The sequence below is a fragment of the Methylotenera sp. E1MeOHC1 genome (assembly GCF_058745595.1).
The window spans coordinates 1,934,302-1,956,438 of the sequence record NZ_CP196025.1; the positions used below are offsets into that span (position 1 = coordinate 1,934,302).

At 44.9% G+C, this 22,137-nt stretch carries 19 protein-coding genes; 11 read left to right on the forward strand and 8 right to left on the reverse strand.

Features of this window, described 5'->3' with window-relative positions:
- Positions 1-15 precede the first annotated feature (15 nt).
- From ACSSU7_RS09105 to ACSSU7_RS09125, 5 genes are all read left to right on the forward strand, one after another.
- Complete coding sequence (locus tag ACSSU7_RS09105) at positions 16-411, forward strand: surface-adhesin E family protein (protein ID WP_492516180.1); 396 nt, start codon at positions 16-18, stop codon at positions 409-411.
- Between the two features lie 377 nt (positions 412-788).
- The gene (locus ACSSU7_RS09110) at positions 789-1,268 is read left to right on the forward strand and encodes a MarR family winged helix-turn-helix transcriptional regulator (protein ID WP_492516181.1); all 480 of its coding nucleotides are present in this window, start codon (positions 789-791) and stop codon (positions 1,266-1,268) included.
- A gap of 52 nt (positions 1,269-1,320) precedes the next feature.
- Positions 1,321-2,340 (forward strand): catalase family peroxidase, encoded by a 1,020-nt coding sequence (locus ACSSU7_RS09115; RefSeq protein WP_492516182.1) that lies wholly within the window; start codon positions 1,321-1,323, stop codon positions 2,338-2,340.
- 268 nt (positions 2,341-2,608) lie between these two features.
- Positions 2,609-4,933, forward strand: a complete 2,325-nt coding sequence (locus ACSSU7_RS09120) for an ATP-binding protein (protein WP_492516183.1) — start codon at positions 2,609-2,611, stop codon at positions 4,931-4,933.
- A 13-nt stretch (positions 4,934-4,946) separates the two neighbouring features.
- On the forward strand, positions 4,947-6,137 hold the full coding sequence (locus ACSSU7_RS09125) for an EAL domain-containing response regulator (RefSeq protein WP_492516184.1): 1,191 nt from the start codon (positions 4,947-4,949) through the stop codon (positions 6,135-6,137).
- A 151-nt stretch (positions 6,138-6,288) separates the two neighbouring features.
- Here the strand turns inward: ACSSU7_RS09125 and ACSSU7_RS09130 are convergent, their stop codons facing one another.
- A complete protein-coding gene (locus tag ACSSU7_RS09130; protein ID WP_492516185.1) occupies positions 6,289-7,644 on the reverse strand; it encodes a diguanylate cyclase domain-containing protein in 1,356 nt (451 codons plus the stop codon).
- Between the two features lie 369 nt (positions 7,645-8,013).
- Between ACSSU7_RS09130 and ycaC the strand changes: the two genes are divergently transcribed.
- The 3 genes from ycaC (at position 8,014) to ACSSU7_RS09145 (ending at position 11,320) form a co-directional block, all read left to right on the forward strand.
- A complete protein-coding gene (gene ycaC, locus ACSSU7_RS09135) occupies positions 8,014-8,640 on the forward strand; it encodes an isochorismate family cysteine hydrolase YcaC (protein ID WP_492516186.1) in 627 nt (208 codons plus the stop codon).
- Between the two features lie 98 nt (positions 8,641-8,738).
- Positions 8,739-10,253 carry an alginate export family protein gene (locus tag ACSSU7_RS09140; RefSeq protein ID WP_492516187.1) on the forward strand — a complete coding sequence of 505 codons (1,515 nt, stop codon included), beginning with the start codon at positions 8,739-8,741 and terminating at the stop codon, positions 10,251-10,253.
- 203 nt (positions 10,254-10,456) lie between these two features.
- Positions 10,457-11,320 carry a bestrophin family protein gene (locus ACSSU7_RS09145; protein WP_492516188.1) on the forward strand — a complete coding sequence of 288 codons (864 nt, stop codon included), beginning with the start codon at positions 10,457-10,459 and terminating at the stop codon, positions 11,318-11,320.
- A gap of 153 nt (positions 11,321-11,473) precedes the next feature.
- On the opposite strand, the gene ACSSU7_RS09150 is transcribed toward ACSSU7_RS09145, so the two are convergent.
- Positions 11,474-11,800, reverse strand: a complete 327-nt coding sequence (locus ACSSU7_RS09150; RefSeq protein WP_492516189.1) for a hypothetical protein — start codon at positions 11,798-11,800, stop codon at positions 11,474-11,476.
- Between the two features lie 407 nt (positions 11,801-12,207).
- The gene (locus ACSSU7_RS09155; protein WP_492516190.1) at positions 12,208-13,143 is read right to left on the reverse strand and encodes a LysR family transcriptional regulator; all 936 of its coding nucleotides are present in this window, start codon (positions 13,141-13,143) and stop codon (positions 12,208-12,210) included.
- 129 nt (positions 13,144-13,272) lie between these two features.
- Here ACSSU7_RS09155 and ACSSU7_RS09160 point away from each other — a divergent pair, with 129 nt between their 5' ends.
- On the forward strand, positions 13,273-14,073 hold the full coding sequence (locus ACSSU7_RS09160; protein WP_492516191.1) for an SDR family oxidoreductase: 801 nt from the start codon (positions 13,273-13,275) through the stop codon (positions 14,071-14,073).
- A 48-nt stretch (positions 14,074-14,121) separates the two neighbouring features.
- Here the strand turns inward: ACSSU7_RS09160 and ACSSU7_RS09165 are convergent, their stop codons facing one another.
- Complete coding sequence (locus ACSSU7_RS09165; protein WP_492516192.1) at positions 14,122-14,820, reverse strand: TSCPD domain-containing protein; 699 nt, start codon at positions 14,818-14,820, stop codon at positions 14,122-14,124.
- A gap of 230 nt (positions 14,821-15,050) precedes the next feature.
- Positions 15,051-17,216, reverse strand: coding sequence for an adenosylcobalamin-dependent ribonucleoside-diphosphate reductase (locus ACSSU7_RS09170; protein ID WP_492516193.1), 2,166 nt, complete (start codon positions 17,214-17,216; stop codon positions 15,051-15,053).
- Positions 17,217-17,593: 377 nt separating this feature from the next.
- Here ACSSU7_RS09170 and waaA point away from each other — a divergent pair, with 377 nt between their 5' ends.
- Both waaA and ACSSU7_RS09180 read left to right on the forward strand, forming a co-directional pair.
- Positions 17,594-18,856, forward strand: a complete 1,263-nt coding sequence (gene waaA, locus ACSSU7_RS09175; RefSeq protein WP_492516194.1) for a lipid IV(A) 3-deoxy-D-manno-octulosonic acid transferase — start codon at positions 17,594-17,596, stop codon at positions 18,854-18,856.
- A 45-nt stretch (positions 18,857-18,901) separates the two neighbouring features.
- The gene (locus ACSSU7_RS09180; protein ID WP_492516195.1) at positions 18,902-19,402 is read left to right on the forward strand and encodes a hypothetical protein; all 501 of its coding nucleotides are present in this window, start codon (positions 18,902-18,904) and stop codon (positions 19,400-19,402) included.
- Positions 19,403-19,448: 46 nt separating this feature from the next.
- Here the strand turns inward: ACSSU7_RS09180 and ACSSU7_RS09185 are convergent, their stop codons facing one another.
- The 3 genes from ACSSU7_RS09185 to ACSSU7_RS09195 are packed head-to-tail and all read right to left on the reverse strand — an operon-like array spanning position 19,449 to position 22,085.
- Positions 19,449-20,006: an isochorismatase family protein gene (locus ACSSU7_RS09185; RefSeq protein WP_492516196.1), complete on the reverse strand. Its 558-nt coding sequence runs from the start codon at positions 20,004-20,006 to the stop codon at positions 19,449-19,451.
- 1 nt (position 20,007) lies between these two features.
- The gene (locus tag ACSSU7_RS09190; protein WP_492516197.1) at positions 20,008-21,363 is read right to left on the reverse strand and encodes a TolC family outer membrane protein; all 1,356 of its coding nucleotides are present in this window, start codon (positions 21,361-21,363) and stop codon (positions 20,008-20,010) included.
- A 32-nt stretch (positions 21,364-21,395) separates the two neighbouring features.
- Positions 21,396-22,085 (reverse strand): protein-L-isoaspartate O-methyltransferase family protein, encoded by a 690-nt coding sequence (locus tag ACSSU7_RS09195; RefSeq protein ID WP_492516198.1) that lies wholly within the window; start codon positions 22,083-22,085, stop codon positions 21,396-21,398.
- Between the last annotated feature and the right edge of the window lie 52 nt (positions 22,086-22,137).

The window sequence follows — 22,137 nt, forward strand, 5'->3', positions numbered from 1 at the left end:
ACGATGGAACACAACATGAAAAAACTGCTAATCGCACTAACGCTGGCGCTGATCAGCACCAGCACATGGGCTGACTGGACTGAGTTTAGCGGCTCAAGCAACCAAGGCGGCGTAAAGGTTTATTACAATCTGGCCACGCTACGCAATCAAGACCATGTGTTAAAAGTTTGGCAAATACAGGACTACAACACACCGCAAGCTGCGCAGAACCAAACTTACCTCTCCGTAAAGTCTTTGCTTGAGGTCAACTGTAAAACCCAAATGCGCAGAACCATGGCTTCTAGCAGCTACAAACTGAATATGGGGCGTGGTGAAGCCATGCTTAAAACTAGCAGCCCTGCACAGTGGGAATATATTGCCCCTGATGTAACGGGCGGAGCGATGCGTAAGTTTTATTGCGGCCGTGAGTAAGCCGAACTGAGCCTAGCTGGCCATACCTCATCGACCTGCCTTGAAAAACCAGTATTGTAAAAACAGGGGTTGAGAAAAACCCGAATGAAAAAACTTAAAATTGGATGCATACCGGTAATAGGCAACAAGCCTAAGGCTTTAGCTTCATCAAACAAACACGTCATGGCCCAGTTTTGTCTTAAGGCACCCGCACATCAACTTTACCTCATATGGTACTGCTGTCATTGACTTCAATAATGGCTAGATTGTGGATTTTCGTTTTTTTCATACTCTAAGCTAATTCATTTCCAACAATTGGCCTTTAAAAAACTCAAGGCTGAGTTTTAATTTACAACAACTATATTGCACACAATTTAATTGTGAAGTAATATAAATCCATGAACAATACAACAACACCCAATGAAAGTCTTTCCACAACCAAAATGTTGAATGTAGATTTACAACTTTGCTTTGCGCTCTACTCAGCCTCATTGAGTATGACCAAGACATACAAACCTTTGCTATCAAAGCTAAAGCTGACCTATCCACAATATTTAGTGTTATTGGTGTTGTGGGAAAAAGATGGTATGACTGTCAATAGTATCGGTGAGCGACTATTTTCCGACTCTGGCACGTTAACACCATTACTTAAGCGCTTAGAAAAGCTAGGCATGATTCAACGCCAGCGCGCCCAAGAGGATGAGCGCAAAGTAATTATCACGCTCACAGAAGCAGGAAAGCTGCTGCAAACGCAGGCGACTGATGTACATACTCAAATTGCATGCAGTACTGGCTGCACCATCACCGAACTGCAAGCGTTAAATAATCAGCTTATTTTGCTTAGAACCAATTTGATTAAGAATTTAAATACCCTTTAATTGAAGTACTTTTATTAATACGCCCGTCACTTTTTAAACTTAGGACAACATCATGAAAAGAAAACATACATTAATTAAAAGTTTTGCCCTCACAGCCCTAGTTTTAAGCATTGCTAACGTGTATGCAGAAGATGCACCTGTACCAGAAAGCGATAAGCCAGTCGTTGAGCAAATTGTGAATACCCTCACCAAACTATCGGGTGGCCCACACAAAGGCTATCGCGCAAACCACGCTAAAGGCATTGTGGTGCAAGGTGAGTTTGTACCTGCAAAATCTGCGGCTAGCCTCAGTAGTGCCTCGCACTTGCAAGCAAAAACCAGCCCTGTCACTGTGCGCTTTTCTGATGCGACCGGTTTGCCAACCATTCCGGATGCGGATGGCAATTCGTTTCCTAAGGGCATCGCCATTCGCTTCCAGCTCCCAGATGCAACTTATACAGACATTGTAAGTATTTCTACCAATGGATTTCCAGCAGCGACACCTGAAGACTTTTTAGGCCTGCTCAACGCAATTGCAGCGAGTGGCGCTAACGCTGCCAAACCAACGCCAATTGAGCAATTTTTAGGCTCGCACCCTGCAGCACTCAGCTTTGTACAAATGCCAAAACCGGCACCCGTGAGCTTTGCGACAGAAGCCTTTTACGGTGTAAACGCATTTAAATTCACCAACGCACAAGGGCAAACCCAGTATGGCCGCTACCGCATTACTCCAATCAACGGCACCGAGTTCTTAACCAAAGAACAAACCGCCAATGCTGCGCCTAATTATTTAATCGATGAGCTACCAGCACGCTTAAGCAAAGCACCCGCTAAGTTCAAAGTTTCAGTGCAATTGGCTGATAAAGATGATGCAGTGAATGACCCTACGGTGGTGTGGCCAGAGACCAGAAAACAAGTCGAGCTAGGCACACTTGCCCTTAAAAATGTAGATGCTAATGGCGTGGCGTTTGAGAAAGCAACCATGTTCAATCCGCTTAACTTGGTGGACGGTATCGCAGCGTCAGATGACCCGATATTATTAGCACGCCCAGCGGCTTATGCAGTAAGTTTTGGCAGACGATTAGGTCAGTAATATTGCGCTAAAACTGAGGGTTTAATTTATCTACTAAGCTAAATCCTCAGTTTTTTAATCTTATTTATGCACAATGCATAACTGCACCAAACTTCCTGCTACCCATTGATTTGTAACAATTAATTGTTACATCTGCTATTGCATTAATTGCCATTTGCATTTCTTGTTATAAACACTCATAATCAACCTGACATCTAAAAAAAATAATAAGGAACCCTATGTTAAATTGGGCGGCCGTTGTTATTAATACAGTGATTTATCAACTGCAATGAGCCAGCGCAGTCTAAATAGCCTGCCTCTGATCTTGGCAATGCTACCGCCTTGCCTTGCCTTCTTCGTACAATGGGAATATGGAAATGACGTGCAGCCATTTGCATGGTTTCTGTTTTATCCTGCAGTTTTTCTGAGCGCATGGCTAGGTGGCTTGCGTGGTGGATTACTCGCTACCTTCACTTCTGTCGCCATCGTCTGGTGGTTTTTCATCCCACCCGTATTTTCATTCAGCCTGCAAAGCCCTGTTTCGCTGATTTCTATCAGTGTATTTACCCTGATGGGGGTTGTTTTCAGCATAGTGCTGGGGCGTCAGCGCAAATTTATCCAAGAAGTTGCACAAGCTAACGCGTCTTTAATGTATAGCGAAGAGCGCTATCGCATGTTATTTAACTCGATGGATGAAGGCTTCTGCGTGATAGAGATGCTGTATGACGCCGATGGCAAGGCAATTGATTACCGCTTTTTAGAAATCAATCACGCTTTCGAAAACCAAACGGGACTAAAGCAGGCTGTAGGAAAAACCATTCGTGAGATGGTGCCTGATCATGATACTTATTGGTATGAAATTTACGGGAAAGTAGCGCAAACGGGCGAGGCCATTCGCTTTGAAAATCGGGCCAATGCGATGAACCGGCATTACGATGTGTTTGCATCGCGCATCGGGGGAGATGGAAGCACGCAAGTAGGCATTCTCTTTAAAGACGTCACTGAGCGCAAGAAAAACGAGCAAGCACTCGTTTCAGCTAAGGAACAAGCAGAACTTGCGAATCGTGCTAAAGACTCCTTTCTCGCCACCATGAGCCATGAAATACGCACACCGCTAACCGGTATGCTGGGCATGCTGGAAGTACTGTCATTAACACCTTTAGACCATGAACAGAGCGAAACGCTACAAGCCGCCTGGGATTCCGGCAGAAGCCTGTTACGTATCGTGAGTGATATTCTGGACTGGTCAAAAATTGAGGCAGGCAAACTAGAACTATCACCGCGCGCCACGCATATTCACCAGTTATTACAAGAAGTAGATAACACCTACTCACGCGTCGCCAGTGCAAAAAGCCTCATGATTGCACAGCACGCTGACCCGCGGCTCAGCGCAGCACATATGGTTGACCCACTACGCCTCTCGCAAGTATTAAATAACTTTGTGAGTAATGCGATTAAATTTACCGAACATGGTGGCATTGAGATCCGAGCCGAATTAGTCAATCAGCTAGAAAATAGCGAAACCATACGTTTCTCTGTGAAAGATACCGGCATAGGCATGAGTAAAGAGGTGCAGCAACACCTATTCCAGCGCTATCGTCAGGAGAGTGCAGATACTGCACGCATGTATGGCGGCACTGGTTTGGGGCTGGCAATCTGCCGCCGCTTAGCCGAGTTTATGGACGGTAAAATTGAATTAGAAAGTGTACTAGGTCACGGCTCTACTTTTAGCCTTACTTTAACGCTGCCTGTTTCTAGCGCTTCTGCAGAGGCCGTGCATAGCCCGCATCCAGAGGTAGCAAGAAAAGCCGTGCTACCCTTATTTGACTATAACAATAGTGCACCGCTTATCCTAGCGGTAGATGACCACCCCATCAACCGTAACTTGCTGGCACGCCAGCTCAAATTACTGGGTTTACGCTCTAAAACGGCTGAAAATGGACAATCAGCACTCGCTATGTGGCGCAACGGTGGTTTTAACATGGTCATCACCGACTGCCACATGCCGGAAATGGATGGTTATGAGCTTGCTCAAGCCATACGCAAAATTGAGGCTGAAGATGCCCGGCCTCACACACAAATCGTTGCTTGGACAGCCAATGCACTAGCCGAAGAAAATGAACGCTGCAAACTCGCTGGCATGGATGATTTATTAGTAAAACCCGCTAATTTGACGCAATTGAAAGAAGTCCTCATTAAATGGCTACACATTTCAGCACACGCTGATACCCAGGGCGAAACTGCCGTATCTGAAATGGCTAGCCCCAACAACAGCCCTATCGACTTTGCAATATTGAAAGAAGTCGTCCCCGATAGTATTGAGCAAACTCAAGTACTAGAAGAGTTTTTGACCTATATTCGTGGTGACAACCCCAAGCTGATTCAAGCGCTAGAGCAAGGTGAGCAAACAAATGCAGAGCGCATAGCGCACCGTTTGAAAGGCTCTAGCCGCATGGTTGGCGCAACGCAACTCACCAAAATATATACCTTTATTGAGCTGACATCAAAAGGTAAAGAGCCACCTAATATAAAAGCATCAATCGTTGCATTAAATGAAGCCATACAGCAGTTTGAAACATGCCTACTTGCAGCAAAAAATCCAACAACACAATAAAAGTGGAAAAATCATGCAAACCAAAGAACTGAATATTTTAGTTGTGGAAGACGATGATTTTCAGCGTCAAATGCTCATTAATGTGTTGCGCTCACTGGGGGTGGATTCGATTCACGACGCATGCAATGGCCAGCTAGCAATTGAAATGATTCGTAGTAATAGTGAAAAGCTCGTCGATATTATTATCTGCGACTTAAACATGCCAGAGATGGACGGCTTAGAATTTTTGCGTCATTTAAGCCAAGAGCGCCATAATGTTTCTATTATCCTCATGAGCGCACTCGGCGGCAGGTTGCTGGGGTCAGCGGCGCGGATGGCAAAAATGTATGGCATAAAATTACTTGGTGCCATTGAAAAACCCGTTGCATTAGTACAGCTTAGAAATATGCTACTTAAATATGAGCGCTCAGAAAATAAATGGCTGGAAGCAGCAAACATTGCAGATGGTTTTATGCTTAAAGATATTCTGCAAGGAGTCGCCGCCGATGAGTTTGAGCCATTCTTCCAACCTAAAATAGATTTAGCCACTGATCAATTAGTGGGCGCTGAGGTATTAGCGCGCTGGAATCACCCCAAACTAGGCTTGGTTGGCCCGCATGGGTTTATTCCACAGCTTGAGCAAACTAATAATATTGAAGGCTTAACTTTTATGATGCTAGAAAAAGCATCCATCGCACTGCGAGATTTTCACAATAAAGGTCATACCTTTAACCTATCCGTCAATATCTCTTTAGCCTCACTGGACGACACTGCATTTGCCGACAAAATTACGCGTATCGTGCGAGAAATCGGGCTTGAACCCGACCACATTATTTTAGAAATCACCGAGACTGCTGCGATGTCTTACGCTGCACATGCACTGGAGAATCTAACGCGCTTATGCATGAAGGGATTCACACTATCTATCGACGATTACGGCACCGGCTACTCCACAATGCAACAACTGACACGCATTGCATTTAGTGAGCTGAAAATTGATCAGTCCTTCGTCACTGATCTGGCTGACAGCGAGGCAATGCGCATTGTGGTGGAGTCCAGCATCGAAATGGCGCATAAACTACAAGTGAAAAGCGTAGCCGAAGGCGTTGAGTCGCAAAAAGACTGGAATACACTAAAGAGCCTAGGGTGCGATACTGCGCAGGGTTACTTTATCGCTAGACCTATGAACTTAGCGTCATTTGCACAGTATTTATCTAACAATTAAGTGAGATCAATACTGATAACGCCCTCACCTTGGGACCTGCCCCAATGATTGTAGTTACTAAGGGTTTATTGGACAGCGCGAGTTCTCTTTTGAACTTGTAGATTTAAACTGTTAAATTTCAGGCACCACCAGAATTGCGCACTTACTGCGCTTAAATGATGGTTTCTTTTTTATAAAAATTAAATCTGTTCCGACCTTGGGCTTTTGAATCATATAAAGCGATATCCGCTTCTTTCAACAGCGCTTTAATGCTAACGGGGTCGTCTGGGTTGAAAACCGAGATTCCAATACTTAAATGTATCGTAATCTCTTTATCCAACACTAACCAAGGGCTGGCAAACACCTCTGTTAGCTTATGTGCGATAGCATGCACATTCTCTAACACTTTAAATTCCTTCAGCAGCACAATAAATTCATCGCCGCCAACGCGGCTCACGGTATCGGTGTCGCGCAGTGTGGCTTTGATGCCATTCGCCACGGTTTTAATGACCTCATCGCCAAAATCATGGCCATAAGTATCGTTAATTTTTTTGAAATAATCGATATCGATAATGAGTATCGCCATCATCTTGTGTAAGCGGTTACAGGACTGATAGGCAACATCCATACGATCTTGGAGCAGCCTGCGGTTCGGCAGATGAGTCAGGCTATCCAGCATTGCCTGCTCGGAGAGCCTGCGCATTGCGTGGATCATGCGATAAACCATTGCACCACATAACAAGCTGAATAAAAACCCAATAATCTGGTAAACAAACAATTGATTGGTAAATGTGTTGGTATGGTTTTTAATCGCCCACTCCCATTTACCATTGGGCACGATACTAGTCTGCTTATAAGTGTTTTTATCTGCAAACAATGCTGGATCGCCATAAAAGACTTTTTTACTATCGCTTGTCCTGATAGCGAATTGATGGTTTTTAGGGGTATTTTTAAATGCTGCATCCAAAAATTCATCGGTATTAATTACCGTAGACATGATTCCCCAATACTCATCATCTAAGTATATCGGGTAGCGATAAACAAAGCCCTTGCCGCCTTGTATCAAGTCGACAGGCCCATCAAACACACCTTGGCGTGTTTCAACCGCTTGCTTTACCTTGGGCCATTGCTGGGGAATATCTCTAAAATCCTTACCAATGATTTTTGAATTATTAGCCTCCGGATAAACGTAAGTTAATTTATAACCCACGGCCACACCTAAATTACGGACGTGCTTGGAGCGCTGCCATAAATCTTTAAGTATGAATTTAATTTTCTCCGGGCGCAGGTCATCCCTATATGCTGAGATAAAACTAGCCATACCGTTGGAAATGAACAAAATTGAATTTAATTCACGGTCTACTTCGGTCCAAAGCAGGTTTCCATAAATAGACGACTTCAGCGTTTCATCTGCTTTCAGCTTTTGCTTTTGCAGATTAAGAAAATGATTTAGAAAAAGGAATACAACTAGCGCAGTGATCACAGCGGCTACGAGGCACTTAAGATTCCATCTCTGATTAGTACTCATAAATTTCATCTGTTATCAATGGCTTATATATGCAATGGTATTAGCAGCAACGGCGTGTAAGAAGCCCTTTGGTGCTGACAATCTTCCACCTGAGGCTAGACTCAAATTTTATTTGAGATGTTACTAACATATTAGCATTACTAAAGAATTGTTTAACAAATTGTTGCCTGCTTCTAGCTCCAAGCTAACCGACACAAATTCAAATCACAATTGATACCAACCTAGTTACCCTTGGCAATTGTTCATTTAAATGAAAAGTAATTTATCATTTAACCATCTAGTGTGCAATTAATCATCTCCGTATAGTGGGAACCGTTCCAGCAACAAACAAATTACAACACTAAAACATTATTAAAAAAGGGAAATAAAATGAACAAACCATATGTACGTCTAGACCGCGATAACGCAGTAGTTTTATTAGTAGATCACCAAGCAGGCCTGTTATCTTTAGTGCGTGATATCGAGCCAGATCGTTTCAAGAATAATGTGTTGGCACTAGCAGATGCAGCCAAATACTTTAAGTTGCCAACGATCTTAACTACCAGCTTTGAGAATGGCCCGAACGGTCCATTGATGCCAGAGTTGAAAGAGATGTTCCCAGATGCACCATTCATTCCACGTCCAGGCCAAATCAATGCGTGGGATAACGAAGACTTTGTGAAAGCAATTAAGGCGACCGGTAAGAAGCAATTGATTATTGCTGGTGTGGTGACTGAGGTATGCGTAGCATTCCCGGCATTAGCTGCAATTGAAGAAGGTTTTGAGGTGTTTGTGGTGGCGGATGCTTCAGGTACGTTTAATGAAATGACGCGTGATGCGGCATGGCAGCGGATGGCAGCGGCTGGTGCGCAGTTCATGACTTGGTTTGGGGTGGCTTGTGAGTTACATCGTGACTGGCGTAATGATGTGGAGGGTTTGGCGACTTTGTTATCTAACCATATCCCTGATTATCGTAACCTCATCACTTCATTTAATGCGCAAAGCGGTAATAAATAGAATTCGTCATTAGTCAGAAGGGGAATTCCCCTTCTGACCCGCTTGATATTACACAAAATTAACTCGCCATTAAACCAGCATCTTAGAGTTTATAAATCATGAAAAAACAAATCAAAACGTCTGGCGTGGTACCCATTAGCTTAACGGCAGCAATGATGGCCGGTGCTATCACTTTCCCAGCCTTGGCCGCAGATTACATACTTCCTGATAGCCAAAAATCTGAAACACAATTCGTTCATCCTCATGAATCTATCCTTGCAGAAGATGTGCCATTTGGGGCGCCAAATGCTAAGCCACCACCTTATACAATCCTGCGCTACACGGAGCGCTATTCCTATTTGGCTGACCCTGCAAAACGTACTGATCCATTTGATGCGTACAAATACATTCCACTAGACCCTGAAAATACTGAAAGCTACCTCTCTTTCGGCGGCGAAATCAGGGAGCGTTATGAGCAGTCTCACAATCAAGCCTTTGGCATAAAGGGTGCAGATAGTGACCATTATGGCCTGCAAAGAATCATGCTGCATGCGGACGTGCATGCAAATGAACGCCTGCGGTTCTTTGTACAAGGAATATCCAGCATACAGTTTGGCGGAGAGAATAAGTTAGACGTGAATCAAAACCCGCTCGATCTACAGCAAGCCTTTGTGGACTATACCTTTGGCGACCCAAGCCCAAATGGTAATAGGCAAACCATCCGCGCAGGTAGATTCTCCATGAGTTACGGGTCTGGAAGATTGATTGCCACGCGCGCAGGGCCGAATACCCAACTGAAATTTGATGGCTTACAGTTTGTTCATTCTAACGAAGGCAATAAGAAGCTGTATGCGTTTGTATCGCGCCCGGTAAAAGAAGACAGATACGAGGCCGATAGGCCAAATCAGGCACAGTCCTTTAGTGGCATTTATGGCAGCACTCCGTTAGGTGCATCATCTGGCGCCAGTGTAGATGCTTATTACTTGAACTACCGCAATGAAGAAGCGGCTTACGTGGGTGCCAAGGGTGTTGAGAATCGGCATACCTTAGGCCTACGCTGGTTTGGCAAGAATGACCAATGGGATTACGACTGGGAAGCCGTGGCACAACTGGGCGAAGTTGGTGACGAAGAGATTAGCGCCTGGACCTTTGCCAGCGATACCGGTTACACCTTTAAAGACCTTGCCTGGCATCCACGCTTGGGCATCAAAGCGGATATCGCAAGCGGCGACAGCAATAAAAAAGACGGCAAATTAGAAACCTTTAACCCTTTATTTTTTAAAGCTAATTATTTCAATGATGCCGCGTTTTTTCGCCCAGCCAATCTGGCCGACATTCATGCCTCACTACAGATGCAGCCCAGAGAAGACCTTACCATCACATTTGGCAGTGACTTTATCTGGAAACATAACAAGCAAGATGCAATTTACGCAACGACAGGGCGTGTGCTGTTACCTGCTACCGATGCATCTAAATATGTAGGCACAGCGTTAGAAGCCGCAGCACAGTGGAAAGTTAACCGGCATATGGTCGCTACCGCATCCTATGTGCATATGTACACAGGTACGCAGGTGGACAAAGCCGGTGGCGGTGATATTGACTACCTCGCCACTTGGGTTAGTTTTATTTGGTAGTAGCGTACAAAATCACACTATTTCGCGCTAAGGAATGGTGAAGATTTAGATTGTTACGCGTGGCTAAGGATTTACTCATCCTACTTAGGGCTTAGCACCTATCATCCGCAGTGAATACCACTGCGGCCCCACCTTTCCAGCCCAATATTGCTGTCATGCTATACTCGCTTCAAGCTTTTAACAGGTAGCCTTTAGCAAACACAATGATTCAATATAACCCAAAAGACTGGATTACCTTTATCTTCCGCTTCCATGAATCGGATACCTTTCGGCAGCTCATTCCCATGATGATCTTCATTGGGTTATACGCTGGTGGCATTGCTTACTTGGAGTTAGAGTTTTGGCAACTTTCCGAAAAAAGTCATGTGAAGAATATCCCGTTAATGCACACCACAGTCGGTTTTGTATTGTCATTATTATTGGCGTACAGAACCAACACCGCCTATGAGCGCTGGTGGGAAGGTAGAAAACTATGGGGCGCTTTGGTCAACAACAGCCGCAACCTAGCGCTTAAACTTTCCGCTTATTTATCCGACGAGAGCGACCGCAATTTCTTTAGAAAAGCCATCCCGACTTATGCTTCGGTGCTTTCTAAACACTTATCCAATGAAGAAGTCAGCCAAATGTTGTTTGAAGGCTTAAATTTAGCTATAGACCACCACAAACACACCCCAAACCAAGTGGCTAAAATTCTGTTTCAAAAAGCCAATGAGTTATATACAACAGGCAAAATGACAGGTGATCAGTTTTATATTATTAACACCGAGCTACAATCATTTACCGAGATTTGCGGCGCTTGCGAACGCATTAAAAACACACCCATCCCCTACTCTTACAGCGCGTTTATTAAGAAATTCATTTTCTTTTATGTAATGACACTACCGTTTGGCTATGTCTTTAACTTGGGTTACTACGTGATTCCAGTCGTGGTGTTTATTTTCTACGTGCTAGCCAGTTTAGAACTGATTGCCGAAGAAATTGAAGACCCATTTGGTGGCGATGATAACGACTTGCCCACCAAAAAAATGGCTGCCAATATCAAAAAACACGTGGAAGAATTGCTTTAATAACGTACACCTTGTGCCAGTAGATTAAGTAGGGTGGGCAAGCTTCTTGAATCATTTAATAACAAGAAGGCCGAAGCTTCATAGCTTCGGCCTATAAGATCTCATTTAACGTAGTCCCTCTTACTCAGACGCGGTATAGAAAAAGCAACAACATTAACGTCCTCGGTCGTGGTCGTCACGGTCATGATCTCTGTGTCCATCTCTGTCCGAATCTCGCCCATCACGGTAGCCTCTATATCTAATTTCTTTAGGGTAATGGCTGCGAGGTAGCTCTACCCAAGAGCCAACTCGTGAACGTGAATAACGCCAGTAGTGATTATCGTAATAATAGTAATACCCTTGTTGATAATAATATGGCTCAGCACCAAACTCCACTACAACTGGCAAAGCTGGTGCTACTACCACTCTATCTGCGGGAGTAACCACGCAGCCAGCAAATAGTAAAATCGCAAGTGGTAAAGCAATATGCATTTTAGACATTTGACTTCTCTTTTAGGGCGAAGCATCAAAATCCCATCACTAACTATCCGCCCCTAACAAGCCAGCGATATTAAAGCACTCAAAACACTTTTAAGCCGCCTTTAGATTTTTTTACTTAACAATCTATTTGAATGTCCAAACGAGAGATAGTTTCTCACAACAAAGAATGAGGTGTAGATGGGGATGTTCGATAAACCGCATAAAGCTAGCCAGGCCAGTAATGGAAGAGAAAACATAATTATTGAACTTCAACTTTTAGCGACTTTAGATGCTTCTGATTTTGGCAGTGTATTTCAAGAATGCTATTTTTTAAGTTGGCCACAATTTTTGATTCATCAACATTAACTAACAAAGATACTGAACGAACAAGCTGGGAGCTTGAAAATATAGACTAGCCTTTCAAATCATCAATCAGCTTTCGTTATTGCAGACCATTTCTCTGAAAGTTGTTGGCTACGAAACTTATCAACTATGAAGTCTACGAAGACTCTTGTTTTTGCTGGCATCAGTTTTTTTGCAGCAAAATAAAGTGAAATTACGCCAATCTCCGTGTACCAATCTGGGAGCACTCTTACTAATGCCCCGCTTTCTAAGTGTTTCAACACATGCGGCATAGGCACGTGTGCAATGCCCAAGCCTGCAATTGCAGCGTTACACAAAGCCTCCGGGTCATTGAGAGTTGCTCGCGGAGGCAGTTCAATAGTCACCTGTTCCCCTGCTAAACTCTTGAGATGCCAAGGTGTAGTGCGATTAGTGGTTTGTGAATAACGAATAAGAGCATCAAATTTATCTAAGTCGGCAGGTGTTTTAGGAACGAATTTATTAGCTAAATAAGCCGGAGAAGCCACCAAAACTAAATGTACTTTTGCTAATTCACGTACTACCACGCCTGGTGCTAGCTCTATACCGCCGCCAATGGCCACATCAAAACCTTCACCAATTAAATCTACTTGGCGATTATCAAAGCGCCAGTCGGGTTTGATTGCTGGGTACAAACTTAAAAATTCGCCCAGTAAAGGCAGAATATGGTCACGACCAAAAGCCATTGCCATGCCTACTTTTAATGTGCCCGCAGGTTGGCCACCAGCATTGCTTGTATTGGCAATGGCTGATTGAATAGAATCTAAACCACCACTCACTTGCGCTAAAAATTGTTCACCGGCTTCTGTGAGCGTGAGGCTGCGCGTGCTGCGATGGAATAAGCGCACATTTAAATCCGCCTCTAACTTAGCAACGTTTTTACTTACGCCACCTGGGGTAAGGCTTAATCTTCTGGCTGCGGCTGAGAAGCTGCCAAGCTCGGCGCTACGCACAAATGACTCGATACTGCTCAAGGTTTCCATAAGTTATCTTCTACTATTGGTATAAAGTAATTGTCACAATATACGACTTATTGTTGGGCAATGAAAGGCTCATACTGCATTCATGCTTTAGGGCTAAAACAAATTAATCATTCAATAAGGAGTTTTATCATGAGTAACTTAAATACAAAATTAACAAATAAATCTTATCAACGTCTAGCTGGAAAAGTCGCCATCGTGACTGGCGCTAGTTCAGGAATCGGCCGTACCACTGCAAAACTATTTGCACAACATGGCGCTAAGGTAGTGGTTGCCGCACGCCGTGAAGCTGAGTTAGCGACACTGGTTGCTGAAATTGTAGCTGACGGAGGTGAGGCGATTGCTTTTGCAGGTGATGTGCAGTCAGAGGAGTTTGCAAAGTCATTAGTAGCCCTTACCGTTAAAAGTTTTGGTCGTTTAGATGTTGCTTTTAATAATGCAGGTACTTTGGGAGAGATTGGTCCAACAACTGACGTATCTGAAAAAGGCTGGAATGACACATTAGCCATTAATTTAACTAGTGCATTCTTAGGTGCCAAATATCAAATCCCAGAAATGTTGAAACAAGGCGGTGGTTCAATTATCTTCACCTCAACTTTTGTGGGATATAGCGCAGCATTTCCTGAGTTTGCAGCTTATGCAGCAAGTAAATCTGGCTTGATTGGGCTTACACAGGCACTGGCCGTTGAGTATGGCGCTAAGGGTGTGCGAGTCAATGCTGTGTTACCAGGGGCTGTAGATACTGATATGTATCGCGAGAAAAATAACACCGCTGAATCACAAGCATTTTTAACCGGCATGCATGCCCTAAAACGTGTTGGGAAACCTGAGGAGATTGCAAACTCTGTGCTATACCTCGCATCTGACGACTCATCATTTGTCAGCGGAACAGCTTCTTTAGTAGATGGTGGTTTGTCTATTAATAGAACGTAGATAAAGCTAAAATTCCGCAAAAAAAGGAGCCTAAGCTCCTTTTTTAATTTAACCGCACTTACTTTCACCACAATTCAAGCAAGTTAAGCATCCGTCCATAATAATGCTAGCTTTGGTGTTACATTTTTTACAAAGCTGCGCACCTTTTGGGAAGCCCTCTTCGTTTACTTCCTCACCTGATTTAGCGTGTTTTTCCAAATATTCCGCTTTTTTCTCTTCTACCAATTTTTGTTGGTGTTCATCTAGGCCTGGCTTTTTAAGCATGCCGATTTCTTGCAAGTGCTGCTCTACCACTTCACCGATTTCTGCCACTAGACTAGGTACAAACTTACCGCCTTTTTTGAAGTAACCGCCACTTGGTTCAAATACGCTTTTAAGCTCCTCTACCAAGAAGGTGACATCGCCACCTTTACGGAACACGGCTGACATCACGCGTGTTAGGGCAACAATCCATTGAAAGTGCTCCATGTTTTTGGAGTTGATGAACACTTCAAACGGGCGGCGGTGTTCTTGTGCTGTGCCTTCGTTCATCACGATATCGTTAATAGTAATGTACAGCGCGTGCTCGGTTACCGGTGTTTTGATTTTGTAGGTGTTGCCTACTAACTTTTCTGGGCGGCCTAGTGGCTCACCTAGTTGTACAACGTTAGTGCTAGCTTCTACTACTTTGGCTTCGGCAGCTTTTGCTTTGTCTTCTTCTGACACTAGGTTGTAGCTAACGATTTTTTTATCAATTTTAATGGCCATGTATGTTCTCCTGTGGGGTCTTTTTGGCTTTCCCGTTCCTTAACTGCTTGTTGTCTAGCTTTAAGTCAATGACGGCTTATTGCTATTTAAACTAAAATTCAATCAGTAAAACGTAGCGAGCGATGCGAGCGCTAGGCGAAAATCAGTTTTGAACCGGAGTGTACAAATAGTACATGAGGATTTAAAACTGATTTTTAACAACACAATCGCGAGCGCAGCCGTTTTAATGATTAGAATTTTCCGTAGTAGCCTTCTTTTAATGCATCGTATAAGTTCGCTGCACTATGAATCTCACCATCATACTCAATCTCATCATTACCTTTGGCTTCAATTTCAGTGCCATCTTCTAAGGTAAATTTGTAGGTGGTGCTTTCTAAGTCTTTTTCTGTCACCAATACACCTTGGAACGCTTCAGGGTTAAATCTGAAGGTTGTGCAACCTTTTAAGCCTTTGTCGTATGCGTATAGATAGATGTTTTTGAAGTCTTCAAAGTCATAATCTGTTGGCACGTTAATGGTTTTTGAAATTGAGCTATCAATCCATTTTTGTGATGCGGCTTGAATATCCACGTGTGCTTTTGCCATGATGGTTGAAGAGTCTAGGAAGTAATCCGGTAATTGCTCTTCTGGCTTGTCGCTAAATGGCATGGCATTTGGGTTAATCAATTCACGGTAAGCGAGTAACTCATAAGAGAACACATCGACTTTCTCTTTTGATTTTTTACCTTCACGAATCACGTTACGTGCATAGTGGTGCGCGAATGATGGCTCAATACCGTTACTTGCGTTATTAGCTAGTGACAGTGAAATAGTGCCTGTAGGCGCGATAGAGCTATGGTGCGTAAAGCGTGCGCCTTTGCTTGCAATTTGGTTACGCAAGCCTTCTGGGAACTGCTGCATGTAGCGGCTGTATTTACCTAGCAATACTTTACCTGCGATTTTTTGGCCGACTTTAATGCCGTCTGCTGCCATTTCTGGGCGTTTTGCCAGCATGTCTGCTGTTACTTCAAATTTCTCATCCATGATAGGTGCTGCGCCTTTTTCTTCGGCCAATTGCACACCTACGCTCCAGCCCTCTTCCGCCATTACACGTGTTACTTCTTCTGTGAACTTGATTGACTCGTCTTCACCATACTTCATTTTCATCATGGTAAGGCTAGAGCCTAAGCCTAGGTAACCCATACCATGACGGCGTTTACGCATGATTTCATCGCGCTGTTGTTGTAATGGCAAGCCGTTGATTTCCACCACGTTATCTAGCATACGTGTGAAAATCGCGACTACTTCGCGGTATTCTTTCCAGTCGAAGTAGGCTTCATCGGTAAATGGTTTTTTCACAAAGCGTGTGAGGTTGACTGAACCTAACAAGCAAGCGCCATATGGTGGCAATGGTTGCTCGCCGCATGGGTTGGTTGCGCGGATGTTTTCGCAGAACCAGTTGTTGTTCATTTCGTTTACGCGGTCGATCAAAATGAAACCTGGCTCAGCAAAGTCGTAAGTTGAGGACATAATCACATCCCACAAACGGCGCGCTTTGATGGTTTTGTAAACGCGGCATGCTACTTTGCCTGCATCTACGCCATCGGTTTTAGTGAGGTATTTACCCTTGATTGGCCACTCGCGCCATACTACTTGGCTTTCGTCGTTTACATTCAAGCCATCAATAATGGATTCTTTTTCTGTCACAGGGAAAGCCAGTTTCCATTCAGCGTCCGCTTTTACCGCTTCCATGAACTCTTTAGTGATGAGGCATGACAAGTTGAATTGGCGTAAACGGCCGTTTTCACGTTTTGCTTTGATGAAGTCTGTCACATCTGGGTGTGAGATATCAAAGGTTGCCATTTGCGCACCACGACGGCCACCCGCAGAAGACACGGTGAAGCACATTTTGTCGTAGATATCCATGAAAGATAATGGGCCGCTGGTGTAAGCACCGGCGCCCGCTACAAACGCACCTTTTGGACGCAATGTAGAGAACTCGTAACCAATACCACAACCTGCTTTTAGGGTTAAGCCGGCTTCGTGCACTTTGCCTAAAATATCATCCATGCTGTCTGAGATCACGCCAGAAACCGTGCAGTTAATGGTAGAGGTCGCTGGTTTATGTTCCAGCGCACCTGCGTTTGAAGTAATACGGCCAGCAGGGATAGCACCGCGGCGCAATGCCCATAGGAATTTCTCATGCCATTCAGCACGTTTTTCTTCTGTAGTTTCTACATCGGCTAAGGCACGTGCTACGCGTAGATATGAGGCATCCATGTCTTGATCAACATTTTCGCCCTGCTTAGATTTCAAACGGTATTTTTTATCCCAAATATCCAGTGAAACAGGTTGAACCGGAATTTCTTTTTCAACATCTGTACTTGAATTCTTAGCAGCATCTACGGCTTTTAGCATTATTTTACCCTCTTATTGGTAGACTTAAATCAACGATAAAACAATGAGATAAGTCTGTATTATTTAACGGCAACGCAGTTGAAGATGGTAAGCACACACTAACTTTTCAACACCACCACAACCACGCATTAACCACTATATATTGTGTTTTTTTAGTAATTTAATCATTCTGTAGTGGTAGGTCAAGCTGTTTTTCGATAAATATTTTTATCCAAAAGTGTAAATTTCTCTTGCCAAATTTCAAGGCCGCACTGGCGCTGGCTTAGGGCAAATCGGCAAATTAAATCTACTGCGATGCAGCTTAAAAAACTATATGAAAAAATTTATGCGAAAATACAACAACTCTATATTGCACCTGCCCAGTACCGAATAACAAAATGACGCGTAACTTATACACCTGCTTACTTTATCTATTGCTGCCGTTTACGCCGCTTAAGCTGCTTTGGCGCGGCGGAAAGCAGCCCGAGTACTTAGCACACTGGCGTGAGCGTTATGGCTTTTATCAAGCATCGGTGCAAAAGCCAGTGATTTGGCTGCATTGCGTTTCTGTCGGTGAAACGCGTGCTGCGGAGCCTTTAGTGAAAGCGCTACTCAATCAATATCCACAGCACCAACTCTTACTGACACATACTACACCCACTGGCCGCGCTACCAGCGAGCAGTTGTTTGGAGATAGCGTTACGCGAGTTTATTTACCCTACGATGTACCGTTTGCCGTTGCCCGCTTTTTACAGCACTTTAAACCAGCAGTTGGCGCACTGATGGAAACCGAGCTATGGTTTAACCTGATTGCAGGCTGTAAACAACGTAATATCCCTGTGCTACTGGTCAACGCTAGGCTCTCAGAGAAATCTGCCACAGGCTACCGTAAGCTAGGCAAAGTACTCACCGAGGGTTTACAAAACTTAAGTGCCATTGCTGCACAAACCAAGGCAGATGCCAACCGCCTGCAAGATTTAGGCGCAGCCGAGGTAAGCATTACCGGCAATATCAAATTTGACGTTGCACCGCACGCCACTGCACACAGCTTAGGGGCGCAATTACGCCAGCAATTAGGCACAACGCGCCCGGTATTTTTAGCTGCCAGCACGCGTGATGGTGAAGAAAGCTTGATTATTGAAGCAGTGAGCAAAGCCAACATCCCTGACTTACTCACGATCATTGTGCCTAGGCACCCGCAACGCTTTGAGGCAGTAGCCGAGCTACTAAAAAAATCCAACGATACCTGCAAGCGCCGCTCCACGCTTAATGATGCGGCGATACCAAGTAGCACGCATTACCTATTGGGCGACTCGATGGGAGAAATGTTCACTTATTATGCTAGTTGCGATGTTGCCTTTATCGGCGGCAGTTTGCTGCCGCTGGGCGGGCAAAACCTGATTGAAGCCTGCAGCATGGGTAAACCCGTGCTGGTAGGCCCACATACCTTTAACTTTGAAGAAGCTACCAAAATGGCAATCGCGGCTGGCGCAGCCAACCGGGTGCAGAATGTAGAAGAACTTAGCCAAAAACTACAGCAATTATTTGCGCATGAGCAGCAAAGACAGGCTATGTGCGATGCCAGCCTTCAATTTAGCGCACAGAACCGTGGCGCCACACAAAAAACCTTAGATGTACTGCAAGCTTATATTAAAGCGTAAAAGCTAATATTACAGAGCAAAATAAGTTAGCCCTATAAAACAAAGATGCCCATCACTCCTTTTCATTTTGGCCCTGGCGCAGCGATTCATGCTATTGCACCTAAGCATGTAAGTTTTTTAGCCTTTTGCTCTGCCAATGTGCTTATTGATATTGAGCCGCTTTATTACATGGCCAAGGGTCAGTACCCTCTACATAGGTTTCTTCATACTTACATTGGCGCTACCGTTATTATGGTTGCTACCGCGCTTATTTTCTTTTTCGCCCTAAAGTTGGCTTCACGCGTAAGGCTACCTAACTTATTTCAATGGCAAAGCTTAAATCCATTCCCCATTTGGTTGGGTGCGGCGGCTGGTAGCTATTCTCACATTGTGCTCGATAGTGTGATGCACGCTGATATTGTTCCACTCTCACCATTCAGTGAGGTTAACGTGCTTTATCAGTTAGTTTCACTTGGTGAGCTTCATCTTTTTTGTGTGTTTGCTGCTGTGTTGGGTTTGGTTATACTCGGCATTCGTCGGCTACTTAAAGCTAGGCATGCAGACTAACCCATCGTTTAGGCGGGACTAGCTGACACCGCTCTTAATTCAAGCATTAGCGAATCAGCTTACTAATCGCCTTAAATGCATCGCCCTGCGCCACCCCTAGCCACTCGAACACTAGCGACTCGGTATTGGTGATGATGCAGCCGGCGCTGCGCATACGCGCAATGGCATTTGCTTTATTGGCCGGGTTGCGTGAAATGATGGCATCCTCCACCACAAACACCTGTTTACCAATGGCGATTAAATCCAGCGCGGTTTGTAGTACGCAAATATGCGCCTCCATCCCTGCCAGCGCCACTTGCGCATGATCACGCGTTAATTGGCGGCTAAATTTAGGCTCGGCCAAACAAGAGAAGCTTACTTTCTCTACCGCATGGATATGTGGGCTGACCGCAGATAGTTCAGGCACAGTATGGCCCAAGCCTTGAGGGTATTGCTCAGTGATAATCGCGGCCACATTGAGCATATTGGCAGCTTGCAGCAATATGCCGCAATTTTTAAGTACGGCCTGCATATCGTCAGCTGTCATGACTGCGGCTAACTTGGTTTGCACGTCCACCACCACCAGCTGGCTTAACGCAACGTCTGCCTTATACTGCATATTCATATCAATGCGCTCCTGCAACCACCAGCTGCTGGTTAATATCCGCTAAATCCACCTCAGCCACTACGCCTGAAGTTGCTTTCAAGCGGATGATATTCACCAAATAGCTATAACGCGCCTGCAATAAATCACGTTTAGCACTAAACAGCTGCTGCTGCGCGTTCAGTACATCAACGCTAGTACGGACACCTACCTCGTAGCCTAGCTTGGTAGAGTCTACTTGGCTTTGGCTAGACACCAACGCCTGCTCGTATGCTTTTACCTGCGCAATACTGGAGCTTAAATTAAGGTAAGCGCGCTGTGTTTCAAGCTCTGCGCTGCGGCGTGCAATTTGCACATCGTCTTGCGCTTTTTGCTGATTGAGCACGGCCTGACGCACACGAGAACTAACAGCCCCGCCCTGATACAGCGGAATTTGTAACTGCAGACCGATGACCGCGGTTTTAAGCTCACTGCCGATACCGTTTGCGCTGCCATTGGAGTAATTGTCGTTATAATTCGCCACCGCATCCAATGTAGGCAGATGCCCTGCGTTTAAACGCTCGACCTCTTGCGCAGAAAGCGCCAATGCATCCTGCTGAATCTGCAGTTTTAAGTTATTTTGGTTGGCAACCTCTAGCCACTTATCCACACCCTGCGTCAAACTGGTGGCCGCCATCTCTGGCTTAACGCTAGCCAACCTCTGCGGCATTTGCCCAGTAATGGCTTGCACCGCGCGCTGGGCTATCTGGTGTTCATTCACCGCCGCAATCTCTTGCGCAAACACTAAGTCATAACGCGCCTGCGCCTCGTTCACATCGGTAATGGTGGCAGTGCCCACCTCAAAATTAGCCTTGGCTTGCTCCAGCTGGCTGAGTATGGCGGCTTTCTGCGCAATGATTAGGTCTATTTTGTCTTGCGCCAGCAATACATCAAAGTAGGCCTGCGTCACGCGCAGAATCAAGTCTTGTTTACTTAAGTTCAGCTGCTTATCTGCCTGGCTCACTTTCACCTTGCTTTGGTCAATTTGCACCAGGCTGTCTTTACGGTAAATCGGCTGGCGCGCCTCTACGCCATAGCTATAGCCTTCATAGTTGGTACGCCCTTGCACCCTGAATGGGCTGGCGCCGGATAAATACTTAAGATCAGACTGCGTGGCGGTAGCGCCCGCATTTAAATTAACCGTGGGGCGATACAATGCCTTGGCTTGCTCTATGGTTTCTTGCGCAGCCTGATTGGCGCTCAAGGCTGAAGCTAGCGTCGGATCATTGGCCAGCGCTTGCTGATAAACCTCTATCAATGAATAGGCTTTGTCATCAGCATGGGCGTAGCACACCAACGCTGACCACAACACCATGCATTTGATAAAGACTTTAAGCATATTCAATGTAGGCGCTTAATCAATACTTGCGATTAAAAAGCAAACTTGGTGGCCTGTGGCACGTTTTCCAACACTGGCAAGCAGGTTTCGAAAATCGTTTCACGGCGGAATGAAGCTTCGCTCACACGCTCAGTCACCGTGGCTTCCATAATTGGAGATTCGCCCACCACTGCAAATAGACGACCACCAACATTTAACATGCTTTCTGCAGCAATCGGGCGTAGTGGTAATGAGCCAGTAAATACGATCACATCATACGGCGCGGCGGCGGCAAAGCCACTCACCGCATCGCCTACGTACAGGGTAGCGTTATGGATACCTTGCGCCTGTAAACGATATTGCGCAGCATTAGATAACTCTGGGTAAATTTCAACCGCGTGTACGTGCTGTGCCAACTTAGCCAGCAGCGCAGTTAAATAGCCGCTGCCAGTACCGATTAGCAATACTTTATCGGTCTTTTTAATATTAAGCGCTTGCAGAATGCGGCCTTCCAGCTTGGGTGACAGCATGGTTTGGCCTTCACCGATAGGCAGTTCCACATCCGCAAATGCCAAGCCCACCTGAGACTCTGCAACAAACTTTTCACGCGGCACTGCATCTAGCACTGCCAACACGACAGGATCTAATACCTCCCAAGTACGAATTTGCTGCTCAATCATGTTAAATCTGGCTTCACCGATATTAAATTGAGCGCTTTCTACTGTTTTTGCTGTTTGTGTCATGTTGATTACTCTAAATGGGTTTTATTTAATGTTAATTATAACGCAAGTGCTT

What these genes read in the sequence shown, in the direction of transcription:
- ACSSU7_RS09105 (WP_492516180.1), top strand. Translation starts at nt 16, where the DNA reads ATGAAAAAACTGCTAATCGCACTAACGCTGGCGCTGATCAGCACCAGC.
- ACSSU7_RS09110 (WP_492516181.1), top strand. Translation starts at nt 789, where the DNA reads ATGAACAATACAACAACACCCAATGAAAGTCTTTCCACAACCAAAATG.
- ACSSU7_RS09115 (WP_492516182.1), top strand. Translation starts at nt 1,321, where the DNA reads ATGAAAAGAAAACATACATTAATTAAAAGTTTTGCCCTCACAGCCCTA.
- ACSSU7_RS09120 (WP_492516183.1), top strand. Translation starts at nt 2,609, where the DNA reads ATGAGCCAGCGCAGTCTAAATAGCCTGCCTCTGATCTTGGCAATGCTA.
- ACSSU7_RS09125 (WP_492516184.1), top strand. Translation starts at nt 4,947, where the DNA reads ATGCAAACCAAAGAACTGAATATTTTAGTTGTGGAAGACGATGATTTT.
- ACSSU7_RS09130 (WP_492516185.1), bottom strand. Translation starts at nt 7,644, where the DNA reads ATGAGTACTAATCAGAGATGGAATCTTAAGTGCCTCGTAGCCGCTGTG.
- ycaC (WP_492516186.1), top strand. Translation starts at nt 8,014, where the DNA reads ATGAACAAACCATATGTACGTCTAGACCGCGATAACGCAGTAGTTTTA.
- ACSSU7_RS09140 (WP_492516187.1), top strand. Translation starts at nt 8,739, where the DNA reads ATGAAAAAACAAATCAAAACGTCTGGCGTGGTACCCATTAGCTTAACG.
- ACSSU7_RS09145 (WP_492516188.1), top strand. Translation starts at nt 10,457, where the DNA reads ATGATTCAATATAACCCAAAAGACTGGATTACCTTTATCTTCCGCTTC.
- ACSSU7_RS09150 (WP_492516189.1), bottom strand. Translation starts at nt 11,800, where the DNA reads ATGTCTAAAATGCATATTGCTTTACCACTTGCGATTTTACTATTTGCT.
- ACSSU7_RS09155 (WP_492516190.1), bottom strand. Translation starts at nt 13,143, where the DNA reads ATGGAAACCTTGAGCAGTATCGAGTCATTTGTGCGTAGCGCCGAGCTT.
- ACSSU7_RS09160 (WP_492516191.1), top strand. Translation starts at nt 13,273, where the DNA reads ATGAGTAACTTAAATACAAAATTAACAAATAAATCTTATCAACGTCTA.
- ACSSU7_RS09165 (WP_492516192.1), bottom strand. Translation starts at nt 14,820, where the DNA reads ATGGCCATTAAAATTGATAAAAAAATCGTTAGCTACAACCTAGTGTCA.
- ACSSU7_RS09170 (WP_492516193.1), bottom strand. Translation starts at nt 17,216, where the DNA reads ATGCTAAAAGCCGTAGATGCTGCTAAGAATTCAAGTACAGATGTTGAA.
- waaA (WP_492516194.1), top strand. Translation starts at nt 17,594, where the DNA reads ATGACGCGTAACTTATACACCTGCTTACTTTATCTATTGCTGCCGTTT.
- ACSSU7_RS09180 (WP_492516195.1), top strand. Translation starts at nt 18,902, where the DNA reads ATGCCCATCACTCCTTTTCATTTTGGCCCTGGCGCAGCGATTCATGCT.
- ACSSU7_RS09185 (WP_492516196.1), bottom strand. Translation starts at nt 20,006, where the DNA reads ATGAATATGCAGTATAAGGCAGACGTTGCGTTAAGCCAGCTGGTGGTG.
- ACSSU7_RS09190 (WP_492516197.1), bottom strand. Translation starts at nt 21,363, where the DNA reads ATGCTTAAAGTCTTTATCAAATGCATGGTGTTGTGGTCAGCGTTGGTG.
- ACSSU7_RS09195 (WP_492516198.1), bottom strand. Translation starts at nt 22,085, where the DNA reads ATGACACAAACAGCAAAAACAGTAGAAAGCGCTCAATTTAATATCGGT.